The 18895-nt window shown below is 40.1% G+C and carries 14 protein-coding genes; 10 read left to right on the forward strand and 4 right to left on the reverse strand.

The features are described from left to right. The first annotated feature begins 20 nt into the window (after positions 1-20). The 10 genes from dnaE (at position 21) to B9T33_RS04365 (ending at position 15203) form a co-directional block, all read left to right on the forward strand. Positions 21-3593 (forward strand): DNA polymerase III subunit alpha, encoded by a 3573-nt coding sequence (dnaE, locus tag B9T33_RS04320; RefSeq protein WP_086177725.1) that lies wholly within the window; start codon positions 21-23, stop codon positions 3591-3593. Positions 3594-3646: 53 nt separating this feature from the next. Continuing rightward, on the forward strand, positions 3647-4489 hold the full coding sequence (locus B9T33_RS04325; protein ID WP_086177726.1) for an RNA methyltransferase: 843 nt from the start codon (positions 3647-3649) through the stop codon (positions 4487-4489). After that, positions 4482-5291 (forward strand): serine O-acetyltransferase, encoded by an 810-nt coding sequence (cysE, locus tag B9T33_RS04330; RefSeq protein ID WP_086177727.1) that lies wholly within the window; start codon positions 4482-4484, stop codon positions 5289-5291. The genes B9T33_RS04325 and cysE overlap by 8 nt, the downstream gene beginning before the upstream one ends. Before the next feature lie 105 nt (positions 5292-5396). Further along, positions 5397-6311, forward strand: a complete 915-nt coding sequence (locus B9T33_RS04335) for an ABUW_2363 family tetratricopeptide repeat lipoprotein (protein WP_086177728.1) — start codon at positions 5397-5399, stop codon at positions 6309-6311. A gap of 126 nt (positions 6312-6437) precedes the next feature. After that, on the forward strand, positions 6438-8438 hold the full coding sequence (locus B9T33_RS04340; RefSeq protein WP_086177729.1) for an esterase/lipase family protein: 2001 nt from the start codon (positions 6438-6440) through the stop codon (positions 8436-8438). A 247-nt stretch (positions 8439-8685) separates the two neighbouring features. Then, positions 8686-9930 carry a GGDEF domain-containing protein gene (locus tag B9T33_RS04345; protein ID WP_086177730.1) on the forward strand — a complete coding sequence of 415 codons (1245 nt, stop codon included), beginning with the start codon at positions 8686-8688 and terminating at the stop codon, positions 9928-9930. Between the two features lie 290 nt (positions 9931-10220). Then, the gene (gene mutS / locus B9T33_RS04350) at positions 10221-12851 is read left to right on the forward strand and encodes a DNA mismatch repair protein MutS (protein ID WP_086177731.1); all 2631 of its coding nucleotides are present in this window, start codon (positions 10221-10223) and stop codon (positions 12849-12851) included. Between the two features lie 370 nt (positions 12852-13221). Next, positions 13222-13545: a ferredoxin FdxA gene (gene fdxA / locus B9T33_RS04355; protein WP_053580096.1), complete on the forward strand. Its 324-nt coding sequence runs from the start codon at positions 13222-13224 to the stop codon at positions 13543-13545. 138 nt (positions 13546-13683) lie between these two features. Further along, complete coding sequence (locus tag B9T33_RS04360; protein ID WP_086177732.1) at positions 13684-14406, forward strand: D-Ala-D-Ala carboxypeptidase family metallohydrolase; 723 nt, start codon at positions 13684-13686, stop codon at positions 14404-14406. 131 nt (positions 14407-14537) lie between these two features. Then, on the forward strand, positions 14538-15203 hold the full coding sequence (locus B9T33_RS04365; protein ID WP_086177733.1) for an O-methyltransferase: 666 nt from the start codon (positions 14538-14540) through the stop codon (positions 15201-15203). A gap of 210 nt (positions 15204-15413) precedes the next feature. On the opposite strand, the gene B9T33_RS04370 is transcribed toward B9T33_RS04365, so the two are convergent. The 4 genes from B9T33_RS04370 to B9T33_RS04385 all read right to left on the reverse strand — a co-directional run bounded on the left by B9T33_RS04370 (position 15414) and on the right by B9T33_RS04385 (position 18895). Continuing rightward, a complete protein-coding gene (locus tag B9T33_RS04370) occupies positions 15414-16256 on the reverse strand; it encodes a universal stress protein (RefSeq protein WP_086177734.1) in 843 nt (280 codons plus the stop codon). Positions 16257-16385: 129 nt separating this feature from the next. Next, complete coding sequence (locus B9T33_RS04375) at positions 16386-17003, reverse strand: acyltransferase (protein WP_086177735.1); 618 nt, start codon at positions 17001-17003, stop codon at positions 16386-16388. Then, a complete protein-coding gene (locus tag B9T33_RS04380) occupies positions 16996-17595 on the reverse strand; it encodes an IMPACT family protein (RefSeq protein WP_086177736.1) in 600 nt (199 codons plus the stop codon). Before B9T33_RS04380 ends, B9T33_RS04375 begins: the two co-directional genes overlap by 8 nt. Positions 17596-17704: 109 nt before the next feature. After that, a complete protein-coding gene (locus tag B9T33_RS04385) occupies positions 17705-18895 on the reverse strand; it encodes an HlyD family type I secretion periplasmic adaptor subunit (protein WP_086177737.1) in 1191 nt (396 codons plus the stop codon).

Consider the following 18895-nt stretch of genomic DNA (forward strand, 5'->3'; position numbering starts at 1 on the left):
GTTTTCGCAGGGACTCATCTATGCACTTTGTACATCTTGGTATTTTTACAGAATTTTCAGTCACCGAATCTATTGTACGTATACCTGATCTTGTAAAAGCTGCAGCCGCAGATGATATGCCTGCTTTAGCCATTACTGACTTATCTAACTTACACGCAGCAGTGAAGTTTTATCGTAAAGCGATTGATAAGGGCATTAAACCTATTTTAGGTTCTACCCTGCGTTTAAACGATGCAGAGCACAAAGTTACCTTGCTCTCGATGTCAAATAAGGGTTGGCGGAGTCTGACAGAGTTAGTTTCAGAAGGCTTTATTTCAGGTCAACAATTGGATATCCCTTGTGTACAAAAAGACTGGATTTTAAATCAGCACGAAGACTTAATTGTGCTACTCGGCATGCACAGTGATGTGGGCAAAATGCTTTGCTCATCCAATCCACAAAAAGCTGAGCCACTGCTTGCTGAATGGGTGGAAAAGTTTGGCAACCGCGTTTACTTATCCTTAACACGTACAGACCGTCCCGGTGAAGAAGACTTCATTCACGAAGCAGTCCAACTGGCGAAAAAATTCAATATTGGTGTTGTGGCACATAATGATGTGCATTTCGTTACCAAAGAAGATTATGAAGCGCACGAAGCACGTGTGTGTATTGCAGACGGTTATGTCCTTGGTGATAATCGACGCCCGAAAAATCACACTCCAGAACAGTATTTCAAAACAGCTGAAGAAATGACTGAGCTGTTTTCAGACATTCCTACAGCTATTGAAAATACTTACCATATTGCACGACGATGTAACGTTTCACTGCGCTTAGGCTTCCATGACTTACCGGATTATCCAATTCCTGAAGGTCATACCATCGATACTTACTTTGAGCATTTATCTCAAGTTGGGTTAGAAGAACGTCTGGAACATTTATACCCTGTTGAACAACGTGGAGATGATTGGCCCGAGATACGCAAGCCTTATGATGAGCGACTCGCCTATGAAGTTGGCATCATTCTGAGTATGCAGTTCCCTGGTTACTTTCTGATTGTCATGGACTTCATCCAATGGTCCAAAGGAAATGGTGTACCTGTAGGGCCAGGTCGTGGTTCAGGTGCAGGTTCATTGGTTGCGTATAGCTTAAAAATTACCGACCTTGACCCTCTCCGTTATGACCTGCTGTTCGAACGTTTCTTAAACCCAGAACGTGTATCCATGCCCGACTTTGACGTCGATTTCTGTATCGCAGGTCGTGACCGTGTGATTGACTATGTCGCACGTACCTATGGTCGTGATGCTGTGTCTCAGATTGCTACATTCGGTACCATGGCAGCTAAAGGTGCAATTCGCGACGTAGCCCGTGTCTTGGGTAAATCTTATGGTTTGGCTGACCGTATTTCTAAAATGATTCCAACTAAACCTTTAGGTTTAACCTTGGAAGAATCTATTGAAGCGGAACCGCAGCTTAAAGACATTGTTACCAACCCATCTAACCCAGATAACGACGATGCAGCAGAAATTTGGGAAATGGCACTCAAACTTGAAGGCATTACCCGTAACACAGGTAAACATGCTGGTGGTGTGGTTATTGCACCAACCAAGTTAACTGACTATTCGGCTGTCCTATGTGATGCTGATGGTACCAACCGTGTTGCACAGTTCGATAAAGATGACGTTGAAGCAGCGGGTCTGGTTAAATTCGACTTCTTGGGCTTACGTAACTTAACGGTAATTGAAGATGCCATTAAGCATATTAATGCCCGTCCTGACATCACAACGACTGTCGACATTTCTCTGATTCCTCTGGATGATAAAGCTGCTTATGCAGTGTTCGCAGATGCGAATACTACAGCGGTATTCCAGTTTGAATCCGTCGGCATGAAAAAAATGCTGAAAGAGGCACGCCCAAGTAAGTTCGAAGAAATTATTGCCTTCGTATCCTTGTACCGTCCAGGCCCGATGGACCTAATTCCAGACTTCATTTTCCGTATGCACGGTGGCGAGTTTGAGTACTTGCACCCATTATTGGAAAGTGTACTTGAACCAACTTACGGCATTATGGTGTACCAAGAACAGGTAATGCAGGCAGCGCAGTTCTGTGCAGGCTATAGCTTGGGTGGTGCAGATTTACTTCGTCGTGCCATGGGTAAAAAGAAAGTCGAAGAAATGGTTAAGCAGCGCCAAACCTTCACTGAAGGTGCAGCTCTCAAAGGTATCGATGCCGATACTGCCAACCATATCTTTGACTATATGGAAAAATTTGCAGGCTACGGTTTTAACAAATCGCATGCAGCAGCCTATGCCCTTGTTGCTTATCAAACGGCTTGGTTAAAAGCACATTATCCTGCTGAATTTATGTCTGCGGTCATGACCTCGGAAATGCAGAACACTGACAACGTCGTGTTCATCATTGACGACTGCCGTATCAATGGATTAGAAGTCTTGCCCCCTTCGGTCAATATGTCACTTTATAATTTCCATGCCAGTGATCCTAAAACCATCGTGTATGGTTTAGGTGCAATTAAAGGTGTGGGTGAAGCCGCAATGCAATCGGTGATTGATTCGCGTATTCACGATGGTCCATATAAAGATTTATTTGATTTCTGCCACCGTATTGACCTGAAAAAAATCAATAAGCGTACTTTAGAAGCGTTGATTCGTGGTGGTGCATTAGATTGCCTTGGTTTAGAACGTGCCGACTTGATGGCGCAACTGCCAGAAGCAGTTCAAGCAGCGGACCAAGCGAGAACCAATCGCGAAACAGGTATGATGGATTTATTTGGTGAAGTTGAAGAAGTTCAACGCAAGCCAGCCAAACCTGTTAAACCGTGGTCGGACGAAGTCCGTCTAAAAGGTGAAAAAGATACTTTAGGACTTTATTTAACGGGTCACCCGATTGATGTTTATCGTCCTGAACTTAAAGCCTTCGTTTCGCAGCGTATCAATGAACTCACCCCAACACGTCGTGGTGTAACGACTGTGTTTGCAGGTTTGGTGGTCGATGTAGCCAACTTCCCGAACCGTATGATGGTGACACTGGATGATGGTACTGCACGTATTGAAGTTTCAGCCAACCATGAACGCTTCAATCGCTTTAAAGACATCATTCAAAATGAAAAAGTAGTGGTGATTGAAGGTGAAATTTATGAACGTGAAGGTTTTGACCGCCCGATGGGTCGCTTAACCAAAGCGTTTAGCTTGAATGAAATTCGTCAAAAACGTGCGAATGCAATTCAAATTAAGCTAACACCAGATCATTTTAGTAAAACTTTATCTCGCGATATTCAAAATATTCTTCTTCCCTTCTGTAATGTCGATATGTGTAGTCATATTCCAGTACAGCTTTTTGTCGATTATCCATATGCAACTGCAGATATTCATCTAGGACTCAACTGGAAAGTAGCGCCACTCGATGAATTACTGTCTAAACTGCGTGACTATTTTGGTAAAGAATCATTGCACATTGAATATCATGTCAAATCCAAAGCAGCCAAGGCGGTTACTTATGAGCAAGCATCAATACCAGCTCAAGTTCCACCTCCGCCTGAAGGTATGAGCATGGATGATGCAATGGATCTTTACCAAGCAGAAGCAGGTCAATTTTCTTAAGGTTCAACGCTATGTTTGAGCCTCACTTTTAAATACATAATTTTGGAATCAACATGAATCAAGCTGACAATGCTGCGGTTTCAGCACATCTCTCCCATGTGCGTATTGTCATGGTCAATACCACATTACCCGCAAATATTGGTAGTGCATTACGTGCCATGAAAACCATGGGACTTTCTAAACTGGTACTCGTTGCACCTAAGACTTACCCACATCCAGATATCAATGCTTTGGCTGCGGGTGCAGTGGATTTAATCGAACAAATCGAAATTGTTGAAACACTCGAAGATGCGATTAAAGACTGTCATATTGTCTTTGGTACCAGTGCACGTAGTCGCACTATTCCTTGGCCATTACTTGATGCACGCCCTGCTGCGGAAATGTCACTAAAAGCAGTATGTGAAAGCCAACAAGAAGTTGCTGTGGTGTTTGGCCGTGAAGACCGTGGTTTAACCAATGAAGAATTGGCGATGGCTAATTATCATGTCACCATTCCAGTCAATACGGACTATGGCGTTTTGAATGTCGCGCAAGCCATTCAGGTAATTTGCTATGAAATGCGTATGGCAGCACTAGGCATGACCGAGTTAACTGCCAACCCTGATGCAACTATGCATGTGACTGACGACATCGACATGCAATGGGATGAACCCTTAGTCACTCATGAAATGATGGAACAGTTTTACCCGCATATTGAAAAAATGTTGGCAGAAATTGAATTTATGGATCCAAAAAATCCAAGATTGTTACCTTTGCGCTTGCGTCGTCTATTTGGACGTATACAATTAGATCGTATGGAATACCACTTATTGCGTGGCATTTTTAGCCGAGTACAGGCGATGAATAACGGAACATGGAAAAAATCTAAAGACAATGAGGATCAATCAAATGCTTAAGCAGCTCCAAGAAGATATACAGGCTGTATTCGCGCGCGATCCTGCTGCACGAAATACACTCGAAGTCTTAACTACTTATCCTGGAATTCATGCACTGATCATGCATCGCATGGCTCATGAACTTTGGAAAAAAGAGTGTAAAGGCTCAGCCCGCCTATTGTCTTCTTTTAGTCGCTTTGCTACAGGCATTGAAATCCACCCTGGTGCTAAAATTGGTCGTCGCTTTTTCATCGATCATGGCATGGGTGTCGTGATTGGTGAAACAGCGGAAATTGGGGATGACGTCACTTTATATCATGGTGTGACCTTAGGTGGCACTACTTGGAATAAAGGCAAACGTCATCCAACTTTGGAAGATGGTGTCGTAGTTGGCGCTGGTGCAAAAATTCTTGGACCATTTACCGTGGGTAAAAATGCAAAAGTTGGCTCCAATGCCGTTGTCACCAAAGAAGTTCCTGCTGATACCACTGCGGTGGGTAACCCTGCTCGCTTCATTAGTAAAGACAAGCCAAAAGATGAAGTAGAATCAAGCCGCCGCAATTATGCTGAAAGTATTGGCTTCCAAGCTTACGCCGCAACTCAAGATCAAACTGATCCAATGTTAGAAGGTATGCGAGTGTTGCTTGACCGTATTCAGTTGAATGAAAAACGTATGAATAATTTGTGTCAGCGTTTATCACTGCTTGATCCAACCTTTAAAAAGCAGCAGCTCAATGAGCAACCTTTTAGCCAAGAAGAACTTAAAATTATCGAAGATGTGCGTCGTGAATGCGAAGCACAGAGCAATCAGTCAAAAGCTTAACCAAAAGCAATCATAATAACTGTTGTGTCACTTGCATGTTGTTCAGAGATTTTTTAGACTGACCAACATGCACTATTGTATAAAATAAATTAACGGAAGATTTTTATGACGCTTAAGCCCTTGGCAATTGCTTGTATTGCTTTAACCCTTGCCGCTTGTGGAAGCGCCCCAACTAAAACAAATGCACCAAAAGATGCAATGATTTTCGTAGAACCAGAGCTTACTCCGCCATTCTATGCTTTAAACCCATTTAACTATGATGCACCGCCTCCATTTGAACTCAATCTACAAAAAGCGGCAGCGCAACCTGTGACTAAAATGGTTGTCACCAGCCCAACAGATCCAACTCAAAAAATCACCCTTGAAGAAAACCGTCTAATTATTCCAACAGTCAACAACAAAGTACGCACAATGAAATTTGCGACTTTAGCTGCTGACAATGAAATCGACATTACTGAAATTGACGATTTCCTACAATTGGTTGAAGGTAAAGCACGTCATTACCCACCTCGCTTTGTTCAACGTCAAGAGCGTAAAGGGTTTGAACTTAAACTCAAAGAAGTGACACAACAGCTTGATACCTTAGCATCGAAAGACAATGCATCATTTGATGTCTTGGTTCGTGCATTCAAAGCCAGCGTTATGGCACGTAACCTTGACTTAGGTTCGGTATATACCACTAAATCTTTAACTTATGCTCAGCGTATTCTTAAAATCAATCAAGATGATGCTGAAGCAAACTTCTGGTTTGGATTTGGTTTGTCTGAAGGTGGCGGTCAACGTGAAGCTATTCCTTACCTAGACAAAGCAATGAAAGCGGGCGTTCAAGAAGCATATCTTTCTGCTGCAAACAACTACATTGCAATGGAACAGAAAAAGAATGCTATTCAAGTACTTAAAAACTACAAAGTAAAATACCCACAAGAAGGCGAAGTTGCTGATCGTTTAATTCAAGAAATTGAAAAACAAGGTCGTTGGAATGTATGGCAAGTGCTTAATCCACCAAAAGCAGCATCATAATTTAATTATTCAGTCATGAAGCCGAAAAAGACCGTTTAAACGGTCTTTTTTCATTTTAAGTGAATTGAAAATCCTGACAAATATCGTATGATTTGCAAATATTAGCTCTCATCTTGCGACCATTTTATGCAGCCAAATATTAAAACAATACTGCTCCTTGGAATCTTCAGCACGAGTCTGCTCAGTGGATGTCAGGTCGTCAGTGTCAAAAACCAAAAATTAAACGTCTCTATTGCAAATGAACGTGAAAGTATTCTCTCACGCAATAAACTCAGTGAAGCCAGCTTAAATGTACTGTCTATGACAGGACGTGAAGCGAAAGGCTGTATGGATAATCCGCAAGAATGTGTGCAGGATTTACAGCAAATTCCGCAGATACAAGATGAGCAATTGCTTTCGACAGCCAGTGAGTTGTATTTAGCCAAAGCGATTGAACTTGAATCTTCATCTGCATGTAAAGTGAGTCTGCTCAGCAGTCGAAAATCTGAAGAAAAACAAAAGCTCGAGCAAGAAAATTATCATCAATGTTTAGATCAACAATTAACTTTACTCGATAAAAGTATTCGCTATAGCTACGCCTATATGTTCAAAACCAAACGTGCGCCCGCAGATCGAATCTTTGACAACCGACAAGTTCAAATCCGTGATTTCTATAACCAAGGCATTGCTAAACTTGTAAGTAGTTATACATTACGTTACAAACCACAAGAAGTCGCACAACAGATAAAAGTCGGACAGACAACTTACCAAATTGATTTTAGCCATTATCCTGAACTCAAGAATCGTAATATTGAACAATTGATGTCTACTTATAACCTGAACTTTTCAGGCTTACGTTCAATCACCCGAAGAGATGGTTTTGGTTCTGAATTCCTCGTGGTATTACCCGAACATACTGAGCAAAATAGTACAACCAAATATATTATCAACCCTTTAGCTTATAAATATCCCTCTGGAACTAACCCCAATATCCATCAAGCACGCTATTTAGCTGCAACGCTTACAGCAGAACCTATTGCAGCAAGTAGTGTCGAAGACATTTTAAACAGCAAATCATTTCAGATTAAAGCCTACGATCCTTATAAATATGAACAAGTAAAAATTGCGAATAAAGATTATGCACTTGCAGCAAACTTCTCTGCTCCTTATGGATTGTGGCTTGCTCAAAATAATCTTGGTAAATCAGCATATTTATCCTTAATCGATCGTGATGAAAAGCTGACGATGCCCCACTTGTATATGCTTGAGCCTTACAATCCAAATAAAAAAATCATTGTGCTTATACATGGATTAGCAAGTAGTCCAGAAGCATGGATTCGCTTAACCAATGATATTATGGGGGACCCCGTTTTACGTGAGCATTATCAAGTTTGGCAGGTGTTTTATTCAACCAACATGCCAATTATTGAGAGTCGATTCCAAATTTACGCATTGCTGACTCAAAGTTTTAATAAAGTCAGCAATAATGCACCTGCAAAAAAAGACGCAGTGCTCATTGGACATAGTATGGGTGGAATCATTGCCCGCTTATTGGTTAGTCAGGCGGACATCACTCAAAATGCGCTCAAAATGATGAACTCTCGACAAATAGGTCAATATCGAGGTATCCCTGTCGTTAAAGAACGCATGGAAATTGATGATATTCCTAATTTTAGTCGTGCTATTTTCCTTGCTGCACCCCATCGCGGTACTGAATATGCTGACCGTTGGTTTACCAAGGCAGCGCGTAAAATTATTAAGCTCCCAGGTGCCTTCCTGTCTGCAATGGGAGATGTACTGACTCAAGAAGAAGATTTAAAGGATTTGTTTAAAGAAATTGATCACGGCTTGATTCAAAATGGTCCTAGCGACTTAAGTTATAAATCAAAATTTATTGCACTAACGGAAGATATTCAACCGCGTAAGGGCCTCAAGTTCCATTCCATTATGGGAAATAACACCAACAGTCAGGATAAAAACCACATTTCAGATGATATCGTTTCTTATAGCAGTGCACATTTAGATGGTGCGGTTTCAGAGAAAATCATCAAAGGTGGGCATTCCATTCAAGAAACCCCAGAAGCGGTCTTGGAACTTCGTCGCATATTACGTTTACACCTTACGGAATTGGGACTGTATAAACCCTAAGTCCAAATAAACAAATGACTTCAGCTAAAAAACCGATTTAAAAATCGGTTTTTTAGCTTCTAACAATAGATTTGAAGATTAAATAATAAAATATTCACATAAAAATTAAATAAGTTATTATTTTTAAACAACAATAGTACTTGTTAATTTTATTAGAACTTATATTATTAATAATAAATACATTTAATTATAAAACAAGTTTAACAATTTACGAATTCACTAGGTGCAACAAAGTGAGTACGACACTATGAAATTAAAGGGCTCTAGACTTCTCAGTAGACAAGAAATTGACAATCTTATTCGCAATAAATTAAATAGGGTTTATTTCACTAAAAATTTAGAGCCAATTTATCGTCAACAGTATCAAAATGAAGCCGCTTATGAATTTCGATTTCGCGGGATCATCATTTTTATACTCTATGCACTCTTGAGTTATGGCATTTATCACCTTATCCCAACAAGCCGTATTTCGATTTTATGGTCGTTTTTATATCTTTGGGTTGGGGTAATTATTCTATGTACATGGCTGCTCTCATTTTATAAAAAATTTAACCAATATTTTGATTTATATACTGGAATCGGTTCAACCATCGCTGTAGCCATTTCATTTATCATCGTCACCTCACTCTCAGATAACAGTAATGATGTCTTATTATATGCAGCTATGATGTATGCCGTCGTGATCATTTACGGCTTTATTGGCATGCGTTTTTATCAGGCAATGCTCGCGGTTTGGTTTGGCGGATTAATTGGATTTCTGATTACAAAATTGTTTAATTTCAACATTGATTGGAACTTTTTAAATCGTACTTATACCTATACCAGTTTTTTGGGCATGGCTATGGCGTATGCCATTGATCGGCAACATAGAGAGAATTATTTACAGAACTGCATAATTGAATTGAATCAATTTGAAATGCTGCAACAATCCGAACAGCTTAAATTACTTTCGGAACAGGACTCACTCACTGGGCTTGCAAATCGTCGACATTTGTCACAGGTATTGGAACAACAGTGGCGCTATGCTTTACGTCATAAGCAACCCTTCAGTATTTTGATGGTCGATATCGATTTTTTTAAAAATTATAATGATCAATTAGGTCATCAAGCTGGCGATTTATGTTTAAAAACCATCGCAAAAGAACTCAAGATGATTACCAATCGAAGTGGTGAACTTGCAGCACGTTATGGTGGCGAGGAATTTTTACTGCTCTTTCCGATGGTTGATGATAATGAAATTAGTTCGCTGGCTGCTTATTTAATTCATCGGGTGCAAAATTTAAAATTATTACATCCAGACAGCAATATTTCTGACTTTGTCACTATCAGTATTGGTGCTGCAAGTATCATTCCAGATGAGTCCATTAACCTTGATCAGTTTATTCGTAGTGCTGATACTGCGCTATATCATGCCAAAGAAAATGGTCGAAATCAGTTCTACATTTCCCCTTCTATGATTAAAGCAACTCTAGCAGACAAAAAAGTTATTTAAAAATAATCGACTTACTAAGTGTATATTTTAATCTGACTTCCATTACTGATGACTCGCTGGCAATGAGCGTCTTTTTTACATGCATACAAACGTTTTCTGGCTTTTTGTTGTGTCTTTTTTTGCTAGAATCATAGCCGTATTTATTTTACGTATTCTTGGCGAAATTTTATGAAGTTCACATCATAATCAAAAACAAATTTCAAAATTTTGCCGTTCTGAAATAACAGCGAATCGTAAAATACACATCCTAAAATCTTTGATTTAAGATATTTTTTAAGGTATTTCATTTAATGCAAGTTGATAATTCCAAAGTTGATCTGTCTACCCTAACACCGATGATGCAACAGTACATGTCAGTGAAAATGCAAAACCCGCATTCATTGATGTTCTACCGTATGGGTGACTTTTATGAGTTATTTTTTGAAGATGCACATAAAGCAGCCAAACTTTTAGGAATTACACTCACGCATCGTGGTAAAGCCAATGGCGAACCCATTCCAATGGCTGGCGTGCCCTATCATGCTGCGGAAGGTTATTTGGCTCGCCTCGTCAAAAAAGGCGAAACCGTTGTCATCTGTGAACAGATTGGTGAAGTGACAGGAAAAGGCCCTGTAGAGCGTGGCATTGTACGTATTATTACGCCTGGGACTTTAACTGACGATGCGTTGATTGCTTCACATCAAAGTTCAAACTTAGTCGCAATTTGCTTACAACAAAATCAAATTGGTATTGCTCTACTGGATTTAAGTGCTGGCATTTTCAAAGTTCAACAAATGGATTATCAGCTTGAGCAGCTGGCGATAGAACTTTCGCGCTTAATGCCAAGCGAAATTCTTATAGATGAAGATCTGATTGATCCAAATATCGTGGAGCAGATAAAGCGCCAATTGGATTGCCCTGTAACCAAACGTCCAAATGTCGATTTCAACCTCAACAATGCACAAAAAACGCTATGCGATCAGTTCGCAGTGTCCACACTGGCGGGCTTTGGAATTGACCATTTACCACTAGCAAAAGCGGCGGCGGCAGCGTTAATTCACTACGCCAAAGTCACACAAAAAACGGCGTTGCCACATATTCGGAGTATCCAACTTGAACAAAGTACTGACTTTGTTGCATTAGATCCTGTAACACGTCGCAACCTAGAGTTGATTGATCCATTGTTTGAGCATGGTACATCGTTATTCCAGCTTATAAATGACTGTCAAACAGCGATGGGCGGACGTTTACTCAGTCGCACCCTCATGCAGCCGCTACGTGATACAGCGATGCTAGATGCGCGATTAGATGCTTCACAAGCGATGTTACAAGGTTATCATGAAGCACCTGTACGTCTAGTGCTCAAAGAAATTGGCGATATTGAACGAGTATTGTCACGTGTCGCACTAGGCAGTGCTCGTCCACGCGACCTTGTTCAGTTACGTCAAACCTGTGCGCAAATTCCATACCTACGTCATGCCCTTGAGCCGATCATTCAAGCCCATCAGTCTAAATTAGTTGCTCAGTTAAATGATGAAATGGGCGATTTTCATGGACTACATGAACGCTTAATGTCAGCAATTGTTGAAAACCCACCAGTCTTACTGCGTGATGGCAATGTCATTGCAGAAGGCTTCGATGCAGAACTGGATGAACTACGTAAAATCCGTGATCATGCAGGTCAATTCCTCATCGACCTTGAGATTCAAGAGCGTGAAAACACAGGTATTTCGACCTTAAAAATCGGCTTTAACCGGGTTAGCGGCTATTATATTGAATTAACACGTGCACAAGCTGAACAAGCACCTGATCATTACATACGTCGTCAAACGCTCAAAAATGCAGAGCGATATATCACACCAGAACTTAAAGCGTTTGAAGACAAAGTACTTTCAAGTGAATCTCGTGCACTAGCACGCGAAAAAATGTTATTTGAAATGCTGTTAGATGAGTTACGTGCCGATATTGGTAACTTACAAATGATGAGCGCAGCGATTGCACAAATTGATCTTATGGCCAATTTTGCCCATCAAGCCCGCTTACGCAACTGGACACGTCCAGAATATAGCCCTGAAGTTGGCATTAAAATTAAAGGCGGGCGTCACCCTGTTGTAGAGTCACTCAGTAAAACCGCCTTCACTCCAAACGATACGACTTTAGAGTTTAATCATCGTATGGCCATTATTACAGGGCCAAATATGGGTGGTAAATCCACCTTTATGCGTCAAACTGCGTTAATCACCCTGCTAGCCTACTGTGGTAGCTTTGTGCCTGCTCAGTCTGCACTACTTGGTCCGATTGACCGTATCTTTACACGTATTGGCTCGGCTGATGATTTATCTACAGGTAAATCGACCTTTATGGTAGAAATGACCGAAACCTCACAAATTTTGCATCATGCTACAAATCAATCATTAGTCTTGATGGATGAGGTTGGTCGAGGCACCAGCACCTACGATGGCTTGTCACTCGCTTGGGCGTGTGTGCTCGATTTAACACGTCGTATTAAATGTTTATGTCTCTTTGCCACACACTATTTTGAACTGACTGAATTAGGTAAAGATGCCAATATTGATAACTTCCATGTGACTGCACGCGAACTCAATGGCAACCTCATTTTGCTCCATAAAGTACAACAAGGTCCTGCCAGTCAAAGTCATGGTCTACAAGTGGCAAAACTTGCTGGCATTCCAGCTGCAGTTATCAAAGAAGCACAAAATCGTCTGAGAATATTAGAGACGCAACAAAAGCAGCAACTCAATACAGCCGTTCAAACTGATCTATTTGCAGAAATATCTGCCCCTGAAATCGTTGAACGTGTCATTGAAGTTGAGAAAGACTCCCCTGCTTTAAATGCATTAAATGAGTTAGATGTCGATAATTTAACGCCTAGAGAAGCATTACAACAGCTCTATGCTTTAAAAGACTTACTGAAAGCTTAATAGATTATCCAGCGAATAAAGCGCTTATCTAATAGGTAGGCGCTTTTTTTCACATCTTTTTTAACTCAGCATCTGTATCGTTTTGAAAATTCACATCAATGCGCTAGAAAATGTCGGTTATATGGTGCTTCTAGGCAGCGTTTAAAGAACGATATATTTCTAAATATATTTGAAATAAATCCATGCAATTTAGACACTATTTGCGTATGATTCTCATTAACCTACCTTTTTACATAAATTGTTCAGTTTTTAGCGATTTTAACAGCGGTGCATATAATAATTATCAATAAAAGGAATTGTTAGTTGTGCTATTTTTTGCCTAAAATACACTATTAGTTATTAGAACCATATTTTTTAGGTAGCTGTCGCCATGACCTTTGTTGTCACTGAAAACTGTATTAAATGTAAATATCAAGATTGCGTAGAAGTTTGCCCTGTTGACTGTTTCTACGAAGGTCCTAACTTCCTTGTGATTAATCCAGACGAATGTATCGATTGCGCACTTTGTGAGCCTGAGTGTCCTGCAAATGCCATTTTCTCTGAAGATGAGTTACCAGAAGGTCAAGAAGTATTTATTGAACTTAATACTGAACTTTCACAAAAATGGCCTAACATTACTCAAATTGGCGATCAACCTGCTGATCGTGAAGAATGGAATGGTAAAACTGATAAATTACAATACCTTGAAAAGTAATTTAGCATTTTCACTAAAAGATCAGCACCTGCTGGTCTTTTTTTATACTGAAAGCACACATTTCATTGCAATTTATTCAAATTTTCTCACGCATTTTGGATTAAAATACTGCTAGTTTATAAATAATTGATTTCTATAATGAAGCATTTAATAAAGGGATTATTGTCCGTTGCAATACTCCCTATTGTTTTTGTTGGATGTACCACATCTCCACAAAAACAAGGCCATACTATTACAACTCCCGACGGTAAACGTATTTACATTCCTCAAGAAAAAGTTACAACGACACGCCATGTCGCACCTAAAGTTGTACCTTATGCTTATAACTCATGGGTTGCATCAGTCGATAATTTACGTCGTGTTCGTGAATATGAAGTTTTTCTTGAAAAAAATGGTGTCGGTAACATCATTCCTTCATTCGAACTAATGCGAACCGCACGCGACTGGCAAAAATGCGGACGTTCTGAATATATGGTGCCAAATCGTGAGCTTTGGCAAAATCAGGTAGCAACCTTACGTGTATTTAAGTACTTAGTCGCTGCAAATATTTTGACGGATTTCGAAGTGACTTCTGTCTACCGTGATTTACCATTGAACCAATGTGCTGGTGGTGCAAGCTCTTCACGCCATCTGTTTAATTCAGCGATTGATTTCCGAATTGGACCTGCATACCCGCAGCCAGAAGACTATTCGTATATTGAAAATACCAAATTCCGTTTATGCCAATTCTGGTCTCAACACGGTCAGGCTTTGAATATGGGGCTTGGCTTATATGCAACGGGTCAAATTCATATTGATACCCAAGGTTATCGTACTTGGGGACCTGATCACTCAAGTCGCTCTTCTATGTGTAATTACTAAATCATTACAATGTAATGATCAGACCTCTTCAGAGGTCTTTTTTGTGCATAAAAAAGACAAATACTGAACAATAAATTGCGCTAACAGCGGAAAGGTTTAAAATGCTTGCATCGAAAATGAGGTACTAGAACATGCAACAAATGTGGACAGACATTGATGCTTACATCGATTCACATTTAATCCCGGAAGATCCAATTCTCACGCAAACACTCAAACATACAGATGAACGCGGTTTCCCTGATCATCTTGCGGTAGCAGCAAACCAAGGTATGCTGCTGCAAATGTTAATTCAAATGAATAATTGCAAACGTGTATTAGAGCTTGGAACTTTCGCGGCATATAGTACGATGTGGCTAGCACGTGCCCTGCCTGAAGATGGCTATATTCTTACGATCGAAGGCCGTGATACACATGCTGCTTTGGGTCAAGAAAATATCGACAATGCAAAGCTTCCGCAAACCATTGATCTAAAATGTGGACGTGCGGCTGATATCCTTCGCGAACTGCCAGAAGATACTGAACCATTCGATTTCATTTTTGTCGATGCAGATAAACAAAGCTATCCTGAATATCTTGAATTAAGCTTGAACCTTTCGCATTCAGGCACAGTCATTGTTCTTGATAATGTGATTCGTGCGGGTGATATTCTCAATCCAGAGAATCATAAACCAAGCATTGAAGGTATCCGTGATATGTTTAAAGCGATGCAAAATAACCCACGTATTTTATCTTGTACCGCTTTACAAACAGTTGGCTGTAAAGGTCATGATGGTTTTGCCATTGCGATTGTTAAATAATCTAAATTATTTAAGTTTGTATAAACATATCATCAGGTATAAAAATTAATCAACTCGATATTTTTATTAAAAAACAATAATTTACAGTTGTTGCGCACAGAGTTATCCACAATATATGAGGATAACTCTGGTTATTTTAAAAACAAAACCTAGACTTTAGTTTGAATTGTTTTGCCTTAAATGCCCCACTTCATTTTCCAATACATGTTCTTATTTCACTACAAGTAGTGGTACTGCCGAATTCCTAAAGATACTGGTTGCAATGCTACCTAAGAAAAATTGATGAATCTTGCTGTGGCTAAATGCACCCAGCACAATAAGTTGAATGGCGTGTTCTTGTTGATAATCTAATATATTCTCTGCTACATCACCATATCGATATTCAGTAATGACATCCAATCCAGCATTGGTCAAATATTTTTTAGGATCATCTAAAATTTGAGGATGATCACCGACGTAAACCAAATGACATTGCAGTAGACGAAGCAAATCACTTTGCCCGACCCGTTTCATTAAATCTACACATGTAGGTGAATATTCGTAAGCAAAGATAAAACGCGTTGGTGGCTTAAATGTTGGTCCTACTGTCATTACAGTACAACTTGCACCACGAATGAAGTTTTCAACATTACTACCCAGTGGTTTATTACGCTCTGCTGAACGTTCACCCACGCGACCAATGAGTGCAATATCGTCAGATTTAAGCACATTAAAACTTTGTTCTAAAAAGTCGCCCTTTTCTTGAATCAAAGAAACCTTGATACCGTGCTTTGTCTCAATCATTTCCGAAATGTGCTTGAGCAAATTATTGCTATAGTCTAAAGCCAATTCGCTTTGCTTTTGCTCAAGTTCCGCCAGTTCTTTCAGCAACATTGCATTGCTTTCAAAACCAATGACGCCACTAATTTCACCAAGGTGATAACTTGCAGGATAATAGTCAAGTACTTGAAGCAATACCAGTTCACGATGGGTTTGTTTAGCCACCCAAGCAGCCGCATCTGCTAGCGCATTAATGCATGGAGAAGAGTCGATACATGCGATAACTCGTTTCATGATTAGCCCTCGTATTTTTATTGCTTGGCTATAAAAGTTGTTTGTTATTTTTAACTTAACACAACTCTGTTTCAGAGTGCACGCATTTGTGTAAGCAGAAAAGTGATTTTTTGATCGAATAATGTTGATTTAGTCACGATAACGTATAAATTTTGCTGGATTACCTGCGACGATACTGCGGGCTTCAATATTCTTCGTGACCATACTATTCATCCCCACGACCGCATGTGCGCCAATATGAATACCATCTTTAATACCCACATGTGCACCTAGCCAAACATCTTTCTCAATTTCAATGCCTTGCGAACGAACAGGCTGTTGGTAGATTGGCATTTCCAAATCCACGCCATGATCAAATGCATAAAGATGACAATACGCCGCTATACGGACTTGGTCATGTAATTTAATCCCGACACGACCACCATCTAAAATGCAATGATGATTGATTGCGACTTCACTACCAATATCTAAAGGTCCATGTAAGGTACAATCCGCGGCAATAAAACTGTTGTCACCAATCACAATTTTACGACCAGGTTCTGCAAAGATATGGGCCAAAGGCGAAATAAAACAGTTTTTGCCAATTTCCACGGTTTCCATGGCTTGTAAATAGTCTTGATATTCTTGCTGCCATGCTTCAGCCCATCCCCGATTTTTCGGTTTAAGTGACCAATATAACCATGGCATATAATTTAAACGATGTTTATGCTGCTCGCGATATTTTAATAACGGATCAACCTCACTCATGGTCGTCTTCCTCAATCATATGCAGCTTTTCACGTCCACGGGTGATATCTTGAATTTTCAGCTTTAATGGTTCAATTTGATGTATTTGCAAAGATGCCTCTACACGCACACCTAGCGCTGTATATTCTTCTAAATATTCGATATTGTGTTGACCTAGCTCATATTGAAAGATCGCCCATTCATTAAATTGACATGCAAAATGGACTTTTTTCTTCTCGATCAGCTCTATTTTTTCAGCCAATAAAAGACATTGCCCTGCACAGCCACCATAAGCCCGCACTAGACCACCTGTGCCTAATTTAACGCCACCATACCATCTATTGACCAAGACTAGGACGTTGGTCAACTCATTGCCTTCTATGGTCGCAAGAATAGGTCTTCCCGCAGTACCTGATGGCTCTCCATCATCATTAAAACGTACTGTATGACCAATCTTCCATGCCCAACATTGATGTGTGGTTGAAAGATCTTTGTTGCTTTCTAAAAAGTCTTTTACTGCCTGCTCATTTTCAACAGGAACTGCGATAGCTTGAAAGCGACTTTTCTTAATGTCTTCTTCAAAACTAACCTGTGCAGCAAGTGTAAATGGCATAACGTCAATCAATCCTTATTCAACCGTTATTATAACGATATTTGAATCACTTAGAGATATAAAAAAACCTCCAAAATGGAGGCTTTCTATATTGAAAATATATTGAAAATTAACGTTCTCGCAGTGCTTCACGCGCCTTGTTAAACGGTTTAATTAAGTATTCAAGTACCGTTTTCGAGCCAGTGCGAATATCTACTGTTGCGACCATACCTGGAGTAATACTGTAACTCTTACCATCTTTATTGGTGAGTTTGTCACTATCAGTACGAATATACACGCGATAATAGAATTGATCTTGCTTCACTTCATCACGTAATGTATCTGGCGAAATTACAGTTACTTTCCCTTTTAAGCCACCATAAATAGAGTAATCATAGGCTGTAATTTTCACCAAAGCTTCTTGCCCCGGACGAATAAACGCAATATCCCTTGGTGAAATACGCGCTTCAACGAGTAATTGTTCATCGAGTGGCACAATGGTCATGAGCTTACCATTTTGTGGAATAACTCCCCCCAAAGTCATTACATCAATTTCTTTCACTACACCACGGACCGGTGATTTGAATACTGTACGACTCAAAGTATCGGACTTACCACGAACCACTTGTTGTTGTGACTCAACATCAGTATTGGCTTTGGACAGTTCTTCACGCGCTTTAACCAAGTATTGGTTACGTACATCATTCAGCTGATTTTGTAAGTCATTTGCAGAACGCTTTAAGCGCAGCACTTCAACTTCACTCGCCGCTCCTTTAGCCACCAAAGGCTCAGTCATTGCGAGTTCTTGTTGAACCAAGACCAAAGCTTGTTTTAAGCCAGCAACGGATTCATCTAAATTTGCACGACGTGAATGATACAAAGCAGTTTCTTCATTCACCAAACCCGGCACTTTACGTACATCTTCAGGAAAGCTGAGTGGTGTTCCATTCACTTCTGCTCGTAAACGTGCTGCAGTCGCGCGTGATGCAACAAGTAATGACTCGGTTTCACCGACATTAGATTCAAAACGTGTGGGGTCCAGCTGAGCCAGCACTTGACCTTGTTCAACAATTTGCCCCTCTTTGACGTTCAGCTTAGTCAAAATACCGCCTTCAAGGGACTGAACAATCTGCTCCTTCGAAGACGGAATGACTTTACCTGTACCTGTTGAAACTTCTTCTAATTTAAATAACCACGCCCAAATAAGTAAAATCGCTAAACCAATGGTAATGATCCAAATAATTAAGCTGGTTTTAGGCAAAGGCGGTTCTTTAAAACTCACCTTATTCGAACGCTGTATTTCTTGTTTATTTTCGCTCAT

This window comes from Acinetobacter sp. ANC 5054, from assembly GCF_002135295.1.
Taxonomy (GTDB): Bacteria; Pseudomonadota; Gammaproteobacteria; order Pseudomonadales; family Moraxellaceae; genus Acinetobacter.

Excerpts from the sequence above, each read along its gene's own strand:
- dnaE (WP_086177725.1), top strand. The coding sequence starts at position 21 with ATGCACTTTGTACATCTTGGTATTTTTACAGAATTTTCAGTCACCGAA.
- B9T33_RS04325 (WP_086177726.1), top strand. The coding sequence starts at position 3,647 with ATGAATCAAGCTGACAATGCTGCGGTTTCAGCACATCTCTCCCATGTG.
- cysE (WP_086177727.1), top strand. The coding sequence starts at position 4,482 with ATGCTTAAGCAGCTCCAAGAAGATATACAGGCTGTATTCGCGCGCGAT.
- B9T33_RS04335 (WP_086177728.1), top strand. The coding sequence starts at position 5,397 with ATGACGCTTAAGCCCTTGGCAATTGCTTGTATTGCTTTAACCCTTGCC.
- B9T33_RS04340 (WP_086177729.1), top strand. The coding sequence starts at position 6,438 with ATGCAGCCAAATATTAAAACAATACTGCTCCTTGGAATCTTCAGCACG.
- B9T33_RS04345 (WP_086177730.1), top strand. The coding sequence starts at position 8,686 with ATGAAATTAAAGGGCTCTAGACTTCTCAGTAGACAAGAAATTGACAAT.
- mutS (WP_086177731.1), top strand. The coding sequence starts at position 10,221 with ATGCAAGTTGATAATTCCAAAGTTGATCTGTCTACCCTAACACCGATG.
- fdxA (WP_053580096.1), top strand. The coding sequence starts at position 13,222 with ATGACCTTTGTTGTCACTGAAAACTGTATTAAATGTAAATATCAAGAT.
- B9T33_RS04360 (WP_086177732.1), top strand. The coding sequence starts at position 13,684 with ATGAAGCATTTAATAAAGGGATTATTGTCCGTTGCAATACTCCCTATT.
- B9T33_RS04365 (WP_086177733.1), top strand. The coding sequence starts at position 14,538 with ATGCAACAAATGTGGACAGACATTGATGCTTACATCGATTCACATTTA.
- B9T33_RS04370 (WP_086177734.1), bottom strand. The coding sequence starts at position 16,256 with ATGAAACGAGTTATCGCATGTATCGACTCTTCTCCATGCATTAATGCG.
- B9T33_RS04375 (WP_086177735.1), bottom strand. The coding sequence starts at position 17,003 with ATGAGTGAGGTTGATCCGTTATTAAAATATCGCGAGCAGCATAAACAT.
- B9T33_RS04380 (WP_086177736.1), bottom strand. The coding sequence starts at position 17,595 with ATGCCATTTACACTTGCTGCACAGGTTAGTTTTGAAGAAGACATTAAG.
- B9T33_RS04385 (WP_086177737.1), bottom strand. The coding sequence starts at position 18,895 with ATGAGCGAAAATAAACAAGAAATACAGCGTTCGAATAAGGTGAGTTTT.